The 11,160-nt window shown below is 69.3% G+C and carries 12 protein-coding genes; 8 read left to right on the top strand and 4 right to left on the bottom strand.

All coding sequences use genetic code 11. The features are described 5' to 3' along the window. Window positions 1–20 precede the first annotated feature (20 nt). From OHT21_RS08995 to OHT21_RS08960, 8 genes are all read left to right on the top strand, one after another. The gene (locus OHT21_RS08995) at window positions 21–272 is read left to right on the top strand and encodes a hypothetical protein (RefSeq protein WP_328767732.1); all 252 of its coding nucleotides are present in this window, start codon (window positions 21–23) and stop codon (window positions 270–272) included. Between the two features lie 14 nt (window positions 273–286). Then, complete coding sequence (locus OHT21_RS08990) at window positions 287–655, top strand: helix-turn-helix domain-containing protein (RefSeq protein ID WP_328774010.1); 369 nt, start codon at window positions 287–289, stop codon at window positions 653–655. Window positions 656–727: 72 nt separating this feature from the next. Beyond that, entirely contained in the window at window positions 728–1,285 is a 558-nt protein-coding gene (gene uraD, locus OHT21_RS08985) for a 2-oxo-4-hydroxy-4-carboxy-5-ureidoimidazoline decarboxylase (protein WP_328767731.1), read from the top strand. Then, entirely contained in the window at window positions 1,285–1,635 is a 351-nt protein-coding gene (gene uraH / locus OHT21_RS08980) for a hydroxyisourate hydrolase (RefSeq protein ID WP_328767730.1), read from the top strand. Before uraD ends, uraH begins: the two co-directional genes overlap by 1 nt. 6 nt (window positions 1,636–1,641) lie before the next feature. Then, complete coding sequence (gene pucL / locus OHT21_RS08975) at window positions 1,642–2,535, top strand: factor-independent urate hydroxylase (RefSeq protein WP_328767729.1); 894 nt, start codon at window positions 1,642–1,644, stop codon at window positions 2,533–2,535. Window positions 2,536–2,545: 10 nt separating this feature from the next. Next, entirely contained in the window at window positions 2,546–3,925 is a 1,380-nt protein-coding gene (locus OHT21_RS08970; RefSeq protein WP_328767728.1) for an 8-oxoguanine deaminase, read from the top strand. A 256-nt stretch (window positions 3,926–4,181) separates the two neighbouring features. Then, a complete protein-coding gene (locus OHT21_RS08965) occupies window positions 4,182–5,273 on the top strand; it encodes a HEAT repeat domain-containing protein (protein WP_328767727.1) in 1,092 nt (363 codons plus the stop codon). After that, window positions 5,273–6,769, top strand: coding sequence for a glycosyltransferase family 2 protein (locus OHT21_RS08960; RefSeq protein ID WP_328767726.1), 1,497 nt, complete (start codon window positions 5,273–5,275; stop codon window positions 6,767–6,769). The genes OHT21_RS08965 and OHT21_RS08960 overlap by 1 nt, the downstream gene beginning before the upstream one ends. Before the next feature lie 18 nt (window positions 6,770–6,787). Here OHT21_RS08960 and OHT21_RS08955 read toward each other — a convergent pair whose 3' ends face one another. The 4 genes from OHT21_RS08955 to OHT21_RS08940 all read right to left on the bottom strand — a co-directional run bounded on the left by OHT21_RS08955 (window position 6,788) and on the right by OHT21_RS08940 (window position 11,099). Continuing rightward, complete coding sequence (locus tag OHT21_RS08955; RefSeq protein ID WP_328767725.1) at window positions 6,788–9,001, bottom strand: alpha-N-acetylglucosaminidase; 2,214 nt, start codon at window positions 8,999–9,001, stop codon at window positions 6,788–6,790. Between the two features lie 260 nt (window positions 9,002–9,261). Continuing rightward, a complete protein-coding gene (locus tag OHT21_RS08950; RefSeq protein WP_328767724.1) occupies window positions 9,262–9,660 on the bottom strand; it encodes an acyl-CoA thioesterase in 399 nt (132 codons plus the stop codon). 143 nt (window positions 9,661–9,803) lie between these two features. Beyond that, entirely contained in the window at window positions 9,804–10,466 is a 663-nt protein-coding gene (locus OHT21_RS08945) for a hypothetical protein (RefSeq protein ID WP_328767723.1), read from the bottom strand. A gap of 84 nt (window positions 10,467–10,550) precedes the next feature. Beyond that, window positions 10,551–11,099, bottom strand: coding sequence for an HAD domain-containing protein (locus OHT21_RS08940; RefSeq protein ID WP_328767722.1), 549 nt, complete (start codon window positions 11,097–11,099; stop codon window positions 10,551–10,553). Window positions 11,100–11,160 lie beyond the last annotated feature (61 nt).

Raw genomic sequence — 11,160 nt, 5'->3', positions numbered from 1 at the left:
GGGCGCGTTAGGTTGAGCGCGTGCGATTGAGAGTGGAGTTCACGACCGAGCCCTTCGACCTCGACGAGGCGCCGCCGCACGCGATGGTCGCCCGCGAGGTCATCGAGGCGGCGGAGCTGGACGCGGTGGACGTCGGGCCGTTCGGCAACACCGCGGAGGGCAGCGCCGACGCCGTACTCACCGCCGTGGACGCCCTGCTGCGCAAGACCCTGGACTCCGGCGCCACCCGGATCTCGCTCCAGTTCAACGTGATCGCGGAGGATGAGGCGTGACCGGCACCGGGGACGTGACCGGCATCGGCGACCAGGCCTTCATCACGGCCGTGAAGCCGCTGGTCGACGCCATGGGCGGCGAGATGCTGCCGCCCGAGCAGGCCGGCGAGGACGATGTCGTACTCACCTGGGAGGGCGCCGACGTCGTCGCCGTACGCCTGCCCCAGCTCGCCGACTCCCTGGACCACATCCTCGCCGCCTTGGAACGCAAGCACGGCAAGCCCCTTGCCGAGCTCGACCGCAAGGCCAAGCAGGAGATCGTACGGAGCCTCGAGGCGCGCGGAGCGTTCTCCGTACGGCACGGGGTGGAAACCGTCGCGAGCGCCCTCGGCGTCAGCCGGTTCACGGTCTACAACTACCTGAACCGTGAGAAAGAGGCCTGAGCAGAGGCCGCCCCTCCGACTCTTTCAACAAACTGTTGACGTCGCGTGGCCGCAGGGCGTTAGCTGGTCCCCGTGACTTCGAGTTCTTCGCCTTCGTCGACGCCGGGCCTCGCCCGGTTCAACGCCCTGGAGGAGCGTGCGGCCGCCGCGGCGCTGCACGAGGCATGCGCTTCGGCGGAGTGGGGGCGCAGGCTGCTCGCGGGACGTCCCTACGCCACGGCCGACGACCTCCTCGCCGCCGGTGACGCCGCCATGGCGGAGCTGACCGAAGGCGACCTGGCGGAGGCCATGGCCGGGCACCCGCCCATCGGCCGCCCCAAGCCCGGCGATCCGACTTCGTCCCGGGAGCAGCGCGGCATGGCCGGTGCCTCCGAGGAGCTGAAGGCCGAGATGCTCGAACTCAACCTGGCGTACCAGGAGAAGTTCGGCCACGTCTTCCTGATCTGCGCCACCGGCCTGACCGGCGAGCAGATGCGCGACGCGGTGAAGATACGGATCGGCAACTCGCCGGAGCAGGAGCGCGAGATCGTCCGCACCGAGCTGGGCAAGATCAACCGCATCCGGCTCGCCCGACTCGTAGAAGAAGCAGAAGAAGACGCACAAGAAGTACAAGAACAGGACGACCACTGATGAGTACCGCATCGGTGTCCACCCACATCCTGGACACCAGCATCGGCCGCCCCGCCGAGAGTGTGCCCGTCGCGCTGTCGGCACGCGGAGCCGGCACCGAGGCCGAGTGGACGGCGCTCGGCACCTCCGCCACGGATGCCGACGGCCGCTGCAAGGACCTCCCGGCGCTGCCGGAGGGGACCACCCACGTACGGCTCCGATTCGAGACCGAGGCGTACCTGGCCGCGCACCGGGACGAGGCCGCGTTCTTCCCGGAGGTCACGGTCACGTTCGCCGTGAAGCCCGGCGACCACTACCACGTACCGCTGCTGCTCAACCCGTTCGGCTACTCCGTATACCGAGGGAGCTAGTGCACGATGCCCATCCTTGGACAGAACCAGTACGGCAAGGCCGAGAACCGAGTCGTCAAGATCACGCGCGACGGCGCCACCCACCACATCAAGGACCTCAACGTCTCGGTGTCGCTGAGCGGCGACATGGACGAGGTCCACCTCTCCGGCTCCAACGCCAACGTCCTGCCGACCGACACCACCAAAAACACGGTGTACGCCTTCGCCAAGGAGAAGGGCATCGAGTCCGCCGAACAGTTCGGCACTCATCTCGCCCGCCACTTCGTGACTTCGCAGGAACCCATCCACCGGGCCCGCATCCGGATCGAGGAGTACGCCTGGGAGCGCATCGAGCACTCCGGCGAGGGCGAGCACTCCTTCGTCCGCAAGGGCCAGGAGACCCGGCTCGCCCAGATCACGTACGACGGCTCGTCGTGGGAGGTCGTCTCCGGCCTCAAGGACCTCACCGTCATGAACTCGACCAACTCCGAGTTCTGGGGCTACGTCAAGGACAAATACACGACCCTCCCCGAGGCGTACGACCGCATCCTGGCCACCGAGGTCTCCGCGCGCTGGCGCTTCAACTGGACCGATGACGAGCAGACGATGCCCGACTGGGAGGCGTCCTACGCGCAGGTGAAGAAGCACATGCTCGCCGCGTTCGCGGAGACGTACTCGCTGTCGCTGCAACAGACGCTGTACGCCATGGGGGCGCGCATCATCGACCACCGCGAGGAGATCGACGAGGTCCGCTTCTCGCTCCCGAACAAGCACCACTTCCTCGTCGACTTGGCACCGTTCGGCCTCAAGAACGACAACGAGGTGTACTTCGCCGCCGACCGCCCGTACGGCCTGATCGAGGCCACAGTCCTGCGGGACGGGTGCGAGGCGCGCATCCCGGCGGACCTCACCAACCTCTGAAGGGCGAACCATGGCAGCAACCCAGCGCATCGTCATCGAGAACGCGGCGATTGCGACCGTGGACGCCGATGACACCCAGTACGCCTCGGGCCATGTGGTCGTGGCGAACAACGTGATCGAGTCGGTCGGTGAGGGCAGGAGCCCCGAGGGCCTGACGGGCGTGGTACGCCGTATCGACGCGAGCGGTCACCTCGTCACCCCCGGGCTGGTCAACACCCACCACCACTTCTACCAGTGGCTCACCCGCGGCCTCGCCACGGACCACAACCTCTTCAACTGGCTCGTCGCGCTCTACCCGACCTGGGCGCGCATCGACGAGCAGATGACGTACGTGGCGGCCCAGGGTTCGCTCGCCATGATGGCCCGCGGCGGTGTCACGACCGCGATGGACCACCACTACGTGTTCCCGAAGGGCTCCGGCGACCTGTCGGGCGCCATCATCCGCGCGGCCCGCGAGACGGGCGTCCGCTTCACCCTCGCCCGTGGCTCCATGGACCGCGGCGAGAAGGACGGCGGTCTGCCGCCGGACTTCGCCGTCGAGATCCTCGAAGGCGCGCTCGCCGCCACCGAGGCGACCATCGACGCACACCACGACGACTCCTTCGGCGCGATGACGCAGGTGGCCGTGGCCCCCTGCTCGCCGTTCTCGGTGTCGACCGAACTGATGAAGCAGGGCGCCGAGTTGGCGCGGCGCAAGGGCGTACGGCTGCATACGCACGGTTCGGAGACCGTCGAGGAGGAGCAGTTCTGCAAGGAGTTGTTCGGCCTGGGCCCGACCGACTACTTCGAGTCCACGGGGTGGCTCGGCGAGGACGTGTGGATGGCGCACTGCGTGCACATGAACGACTCCGACATCGCCGCCTTCGCCCGTACGAAGACGGGTGTGGCTCACTGCCCCTCGTCCAACGCCCGGCTTGCGGCCGGGATCGCACGGGTCCCCGACATGCTCGCGGCCGGCATCCCGGTCGGCCTCGGCGTCGACGGCACGGCGTCCAACGAGTCCGGCGAACTCCACACCGAACTGCGCAACGCCCTCCTCATCAACCGCCTCGGCGCCCATCGCGAAGCCGCCCTGAACGCCCGCCAGGCGCTGCGCCTCGGCACCTACGGCGGAGCCCAAGTCCTCGGCAGAGCAAGCGAGATCGGCTCCCTGGAACCCGGCAAACTGGCCGACCTGGTCCTCTGGAACCTGAACACCCTGGCCCACGCCTCCATCGCCGACCCGGTCACCGCCCTCGTCTTCGGCGCACCGGCCCCGGTCACCGCGTCCTTCGTCGGCGGCAGGCAGATCGCCGAAAACGGCCGCCTGCTGCACGTCGACGAGGACGCGATCGCCCGTTCTACGCGCGAGGAGGCGCAGCGGCTCGCGCGGATCGCCGCGCAGGCCTGAGCCGAGGGTTTCGTATGCCTGGGCTCACCCGGTCGGCGTAGCTTGATCGTTCGTTCCGGCCGGGTGCGGGGTGCCATGGTTCTGTACGCCTTGGCCACCCAGAGGAACTGATGATGTGCGAGAGGTACCCCGGATCACCTGATCGGAGCGGTTCTGGAGCGGTCCTCTCAGCCATGTACGGCGGTGCCGGGCGCCGTGCTCCGCGCCTGTCGGCTGCTGGGGACCGAAGAGTTGGTGGCTGGGCAGGCGGCCGGTGATGGCGTTCTGGGTGACGGCGGCGTTGGGCGCCTCGCTGCTGCTCATCACGGCCGGTCTGTTGGTGTTGCTGATCTGTCGTGTCGTGCGCAACCGGCTGGATGCTCTGCACGCCTCGCGGACCGAGGAGTTCCGGCCACTGGTATTGGCGGCGGCAGCCGGTGACAGTGACGGTGACGAGGCGCTGAAGGAGTTGGTGTCGTTGGACCGCCGGCACTGGCGGTCGGTCCAACCGTCCGTGCTGTTCTTGTTGTCGCAGCTCCAAGGTGAGGGGCATGTCGCGCTGACCGCCGTGCTGGCCCGCCGCGGCATCCTCGAGGAGGCTTTGACGGACTTGTGCCGACGTGGGCGGGTTCGGCGGGCGCGGGCCGCGGCGGTCCTGACTTTGGCCGGACCCACGCTGCGCGAGGATGAGCAGGTGGTGGTGCGTGCACGCGCCGCTCTGCACGGCCTGCTGGACGACCGCGATCCCACGGTGCGTGCGGCGGCGGTCCGGGCCCTGGGGCGCTTCGGGGATTCAACGAGCGCCGCACTGCTGGTCGCGCATCTGCGCGGGCACCGCCAGGTGGCGTCCGGTCTCATCGGGCACGCCCTGCTGCAGATCGGCTACCCGGCCATCGAGTGCCTGCTGGACGCCGCGCGCTGCGACGACGTGCAGATCCGCGCGCTGGCACTGGAACTGCTCAGCCTGATCGGCGACCGCAGGTCGGTGCGGCAGCTGGTGGACGCCCTGGGCGACGGCGAGGGCGTGGTCCGGGCGAGTGCCGCGCAGGCGCTGGGGCGGATGGGCGAGCCTGTCGCGGTGGACCCGCTGATGCGGATGCTGGCCAGTGACCCCTCGCCCCGCGCGGCCTCCGCCGCGGCCGAGGCCCTGGGCCTGATCGGCGACCAGCGTGCGGTCGGGGCGCTGGCCCGGGCCGCGTCCGCACCGCACTACCGCGTCGCCCATGCCTCCTCCCAGGCGCTGACCCGGCTGGGCCCCACGGGGGCGGCACGCCTGCGGGAGCTGGTGGCCGACGGCTCCGGGGCGGCACCGCACGCTCGTGAGGCACTGGCGTTGCTGTCGCTGCGCTCGGGTGGCGGGGTGGTGTGATGAGGGCTTTCGTCCTGGCCCTGGTGGAGTACAGCCAGTATCTGGTGATCACCTACTTCCTGGTTCTGAACTCCAGCTATCTGATGCTGATCGCCCTCGCGGGCCGGACGATCCCCCACTTCGCGCGGCGGCGCCATGTGGCGGGAAGGGAGGACGCGGCGGTCAGCCCGTTCACCCGGCCGGTGTCGATCGTGGCATCGGCGTACAACGAGGAGGCCACCATCGTCGAAAGCGTCCGCGCGATGCTCGGCCTGCGCTATCCGGTCCATGAGGTCGTCATCGTCGACGACGGTTCCAAGGACGCCACGTTCGACCGGCTGCGTGAGGCGTTCGGCCTGGTGGAAGCGGATCGCGTGCCACCGGGCGAGCTCCCCGTGCGGGAAGGAGCCGCATCCGTCCATGTCAGCACGCGCAGCGGGTCCCTGGTCGTGATCCGCAAGCGCAACTCCGGGCGGGCCGACTCCCTCAATCTCGGCATCGACATGGCACGCCACCCCCTGATCTGCATGGTCGACGCCGACTCACTCCTCGACTCCGACGCCCTGCTGATCATCTCGCAGCCCTTCGCCAACGACCCGCTGTCTGTCGTGGCCGCCGGAGGCGTCATCCGGCCCGTCAACGACAGCGTCGTCCGCTACGGACACGTGCTGGAACCGAGGATCCCCAAGCGCTGGCTGGCCCGTATCCAGGTTGTGGAATACCTGCGCGCTTTCCTGATGGGACGCACCGGCTGGGCCCGCATGGGCGGCCTGCTGATCATCTCCGGGGCCTTCGGGCTGTACCGGCGCGACATCCTCGTCGAAGCCGGCGGACTGAACCCCGACACCATCGGCGAGGACTTCGAACTCGTGGTGCGCGTCCACCGCCTGATGCGCGACTCCGGCCGCCCGTACAAGGTGGCGTTCATCCCCGAACCCGTGTGCTGGACCGAGGTCCCCGACACCGCCAGAGTTCTCGCCCGCCAACGACGCCGCTGGCACCGCGGCCTGTACGAGACGCTGCGGCAGCACCGTGGCATGATGCGCCCCCGCTACGGCTTCGTCGGCCTCGTCGCTCTGCCCTACTTCGTCCTGTTCGAACTCATCGCCCCTCTGGTGGAGATCCTCGGCCTGTTCATCGTCGCCGCCGGTTTCGCCTACGGCGTCATCTCACCCGGCTTCGCCATCCTGTTCATGCTCGCCGCGTTCGGCTACGCCATCGTCCTGTCCCTGCTTGCCCTGCTCCTGGACGAACTCGGCCTGCACCGCTACAAACGGCTCTCCGATCTCTTCGCCGTGGCCGCCGCCACCGTCGTGGAAAACCTCGGATACCGGCAGCTCACCGCGGTGTGGCGGCTGCAGGGCTGGTGGGCCGCCCTGCGCGGCGGCAAGCCGGTGTGGGGCGAGATGACCCGCAGCGGATTCGCCGCCACCCCACAGCACACCACCCCGCCGCTGACCACCGGCACACACGCCGCCGTCCCAGAACCCCAGACCAGCCAAAGCCCAGTCGGCTGACCGCACTCCTCAACGAGTTCAGGAAGTCGCGGCGAGCTGATCGCGTACGCGGACAGCCGCCTCGTACGTATCCCCGACCGGCCGCGTCGCAAGGCGGCCAGGCTCCCGCGTCCATCGGTCCTCGATCGCGAACCAGTCGATGGCCCTCGGCTCCCGGCCCTCCGCCAGCGCGGACCGCAGCTCGTCGAAGTACGTCGACCAGCGCTGCCGGTACAGCCCGCCGAGCAGGCCCGCCCACTCGCGGTTGGCGTAGTCGCGCAGGCCCGCGTCAGCGCCCTCACGGGTGCCCCACACGGTCAACAGCGACAGGTTGTCGTACGCCAACTGGGCCCGCTCCTCCTCGTCGGCGCCCCAGGACCGCGCGTCGGCCACCCAACGCCCCACCAGGTGACGGGAGTCGGTGGCCATCAGGGTCTCCAGTACGTCGATCAGGGCGAGCCAGGCACCGGCCAGCCGGTCCAACTCGGCGGCGTCCCGGGCGTCGTACGCCTTCTTGATGCGGGGGAGGAGAACGCGGCTGCGGTTGGAGGCGGCCTGGCGGGCCACGTCGAGGAGGTCGTAGCGGTACGCGGAGGAGCCGCGAAGTCCCGCGGGCACCTGCAGCAGTTCGTCGAGTGCGGGCTCGAACTCCTCGGCACTGTAACGGAGTTGCTTGGGCGACCACTTGGCGGCCGACTTGACGGTGAGGGAGGGGCGGGCGCCGAAGAACCCGTCGGCGCCCTCGCTCCAGGAGTCGGCGCGGGTCGTGCCGTACGCGGTGCGGCGCAGGATGTCCCAGGCGGCCTCGGCGTGCGGATCACGTGCTCCATAGCGGGCGTGCGCCCAGTCCCTGAACCATGTTTCGAGGTTCAAGTCGCCGTCCTCCCAGGCGAGTTCGGAGAACAGGTCGAAGGCGGCGGGATTGTTGTCGGCCGCCTCAGGCATGAGGGCGACACCGCGCAGGGTGCTGCCTTCTTTGGTGCGCCACTTGTTGTAGAGCTCGATCCAGTCGGGGGTGTTGGCGCCCATCGTCGTGTGGCCGCCGAAGTTCCAGATGGAGCCGAAGGCGTACGGGGTGTTCCCCCAGTCGGACTCGCGGTCGACGACGGTCGGGAAGCGGTCGGACAGGCCGTCGACGACGAGCACGTGCCGCTTGTCGACGGCGTCGACGATGGCCCTCGGCGGGTTGCGCTGCCAGCCGAGGAGCACCCAGATCGCCTCCGGATGCGCGGTCAGCAGTGCTTTCTCGACGCCCTTCGCCGCATCGGCGACCGGTACGTCTCCGGGGTCGCCGCCCTCGTGGAGCAGGTCCATCTTGTAGAGCGTGGAGGGGCCGAACATCTGGTCCTGGACGCGGTAGAAGGTGGCCGCCACCCGCGCGAAGTGGTCGGTCCGCGGGTCCAGCCAGTCGGGGCGCGCGAGCCCCATCCACTCGCCCTGCGGTATCGGCCGCGCGCCCGGATTCCGCTCGGCGAAGCCCGGCGGGACCGTACCGAAGTAGCCCGGGAACACCGGCGTCATGCCCAACTCCCGTACCCGGTCGACGATCCGCCGTCCCAGCGCGGCCCGCGCGTCGAGCAGCTGCCGCGAGAGCGGATACGGGAACGCGCCCATGTTCTGCATCAGGAACCACGGCAGATGCGCCGGGCCCGCGATCCACGCCCGGAGCTCTTCGTCCGTGTGCCCGAACTCCTGGAACACCCGGTGGTAGAGCGCGTCCGCGCCGATGTAGACCAGCACCTCGTTGTAGCCGTGCAGCGCCAGTACGTCGAGCTCGCGCTCCCAGTACGCCCAGTCGTTGTACGCGCCCGTGTAGCCGTCGTTCGTGTCGTTCAGGACGAAGCGGTGCGGGACATTGGCCTGCCGGGTGACGGTACCTTCGAAGCCGGGCAGCTGCTCGGGGAGGTCGAGCTGTTCACCGGCCCAGCTGATGTTGGCGTGCGCGATGTTCTTCAAATACCAGCGCAGTCCAGCGAGTTGAGTGCCGGGCGTGCTGCCGCCGATGGTGATCCGACCGGTGCTGCCCGAGACCCGGAAGGCGTCGGCCCCGGCGGGTCTCACCGTCTCGAACCTCAACTGCCGCCAGTGCCGTGGCAGCAGCCGCCGCGCCGCCCTGCTCGCTGCGCCCGTCTCACTCACTGAAGCCCCCTTGGCGTCCGTGGACGAGGAACCTTTCGCTGGTGCGTTCGAGCAGGCTACGACACCGGCAGATCCGGCAACCGCAATCAGAAACGCGCGACGAGCAAGCGGCATTGAGGTCTCCGGTTCCACAGCTGAGGGGTGCCGTGGTGAGAGATACCCGCTGTGTGAGGACTTGAGCATGGAAATACGGCCACATGGGGGAGAACGCACCATGAATGGGCAGTCGGTTCCGCCACCGACTGCCCAGTGCGTAGCCGTCGACTGCCCGCCGTGTGGCTACCGACTGCCCGTCACCTGGCCGCCGACGTGCCGGATCAGAGGCCGCAGTGGCCGATGTCTGTGTGGCGGGCCGATGCGTGTGCGGCGGGGGATCAGAGGCCGAAGTACCGAGGATCGCTCGCCAGGGCGCGGAAGTACTCGCGTGGGTCCGCGACGAGCTTCCGCTGCTTGAGGTCCATCAGGCCGCCGGTGGCCGTGATTTCGGCGGCGACCGTGCCGTCGGTCTTGCGTATCTCCTGCTCGACGCGGAAGACCTTGCTCTCGTCCATGAGGAAGTCGCACGTCACGTCGACCTCATCGCCGGCCCGCAGCTCCCGCTTGAAACGGATGGTCGTCTCCAACGCCACCGGCCCCACCCCTTTGGCTATCAGGCCGGACTGGCTGATCCCGGCGGCCTGCAATAACGACCAGCGGGCGTGCTCCGCGTAGTTGATATAGACGCTCTGGTTGAGATGACCCTGAACATCGGTCTCGTACCCACGGACCAGCACCCGGACGGAAAACGGACCTGACGGCTCCGATGGCCCTGATGAGCCTGGCGCTCCGGGCGTTCCGGGCGCTCCTGACGCTTCTGACACGGCGTCCCCTTCACTCTTTCCCGACGGTTGTGATCACTCAGCTTGGCATGCTCCTCTCACGCTCGTCGCGGGGAGGCCATCAGATAGCGCGCTCGCGTACGGGGCTCCGTGTACTCCCCCACCTGCCAGCCCGCCTTCTCCAGCGTGGCCGCGCAGCCCTGCCGTGACTCGGCGTCCGGCGCGTGCACCGCGACCGCCTCCGGCTGCGGTGTCGCCCGCACCCGGTAGCCGTCGGCGTCCGCCCCGGCGGGCCGGTGCCCCGCCGCCTCCAGTGCCAGCGCGGCGGCCTGCACCAGATGCGTACGCTCCCATCCGCACGGCCGGTCCACGGCGCCGTCCGGATTGGTCATCCGCCGCAACTCCAGCAGCCCCTGCCAGGCGCTGTGCACCTCCCGTATGCGCCCGGGCCCCGCGTCGACGACGCCCTCCTCACCGCCGACGCGGGCGGCGAAGACTCCGGTGCCGGCGGAGGCACGGGCGCCGCCCGCCGGAGCGGCTGCGTTTCGGTCCGGACCACTGGAGGCCTGCGCGGCCGACTCCTCACGTATCCGATGCCCGGCCGGTGTCAGAAAGTGATCATGCGGCGGCCGGGGATGCCGAAAGGCAAGCCCGCGCTTCACCAGCGCCGCGAGCTGGCTCTCCGTACCCCTGAGCCGTCCCGTCACGGGATCGGCGGCCTCGATGACACGCCGCTGCGCGGCAGTTGGTGGCCGTGTCATGGCGTGCACCTCCCCGAATCCGGCTCCGCCTGACCGGTGAGTGATCAGTGAGCCCATTCGAAGACTACGACCCGGGTCTGACAGTCACCCTTTCGTCCGTCCCAGCCCGCGAGCCCACCGCTCCAGCTCCTCGAAGTCCCGCTCCCGCAGCCCCTTGCGCGGATCGATCTGCAGCAGGAGAGCGGCCGCGTCGTGGTGCGCGGCGACATGCCGTACGTCGAGGTCGGTGATCATGTCGTCGACCCACACGAAGGGCCGGCCGGCAGCCCACGCCACGACGTGCCGGGTCTTCCAGTACAGACCCTCGGGATCCCTGACGAACATCTCGGGCCACTCGATCACCGGCAGATCGCCCGGCAGCCCGATCACCGGCGCGATCATCTCGTTGGCCTCATGCATCCAGGTCGTGGCCCACGCCAGTTTGTACGGCAACGCCATCAGCTGCGCCCCATGCCCCGGATTGAGCCGCACCCGCAGCCCGCGCCGTAGCCGCCGTGAACCCGGAACCTGCCGCGCGGACCAGTTCGCGGGTCGCAGCCGCCGCGTCACGTACCCGCGCGGCCGAACGAACCGCGCGCCGAAGGGATTGAGGGGGCCGTCGACGTCGAGGAGCAGCAAGGGTCGGTGACTCATGGGGAGGGCATACCCGTGGTGGCGGGATCGCATCTGTCGCACGCACGGGCCGATTCCACGA

Origin of the sequence: Streptomyces sp. NBC_00286 (genome assembly GCF_036173125.1) — a bacterium.
Taxonomy (GTDB): Bacteria; Actinomycetota; Actinomycetes; order Streptomycetales; family Streptomycetaceae; genus Streptomyces.
Note: the sequence above shows the minus strand (reverse complement) of the source record. Positions and strands in the feature narration are given on the sequence as shown.

Bases quoted from the DNA above. Each gene is read 5' to 3' on its own strand.
- OHT21_RS08940 (WP_328767722.1), bottom strand. From the start codon at position 11,099: ATGAGTCACCGACCCTTGCTGCTCCTCGACGTCGACGGCCCCCTCAAT.
- OHT21_RS08960 (WP_328767726.1), top strand. From the start codon at position 5,273: ATGAGGGCTTTCGTCCTGGCCCTGGTGGAGTACAGCCAGTATCTGGTG.
- OHT21_RS08945 (WP_328767723.1), bottom strand. From the start codon at position 10,466: ATGACACGGCCACCAACTGCCGCGCAGCGGCGTGTCATCGAGGCCGCC.
- uraH (WP_328767730.1), top strand. From the start codon at position 1,285: ATGAGTACCGCATCGGTGTCCACCCACATCCTGGACACCAGCATCGGC.
- OHT21_RS08965 (WP_328767727.1), top strand. From the start codon at position 4,182: ATGGCGTTCTGGGTGACGGCGGCGTTGGGCGCCTCGCTGCTGCTCATC.
- pucL (WP_328767729.1), top strand. From the start codon at position 1,642: ATGCCCATCCTTGGACAGAACCAGTACGGCAAGGCCGAGAACCGAGTC.
- OHT21_RS08955 (WP_328767725.1), bottom strand. From the start codon at position 9,001: ATGCCGCTTGCTCGTCGCGCGTTTCTGATTGCGGTTGCCGGATCTGCC.
- OHT21_RS08970 (WP_328767728.1), top strand. From the start codon at position 2,546: ATGGCAGCAACCCAGCGCATCGTCATCGAGAACGCGGCGATTGCGACC.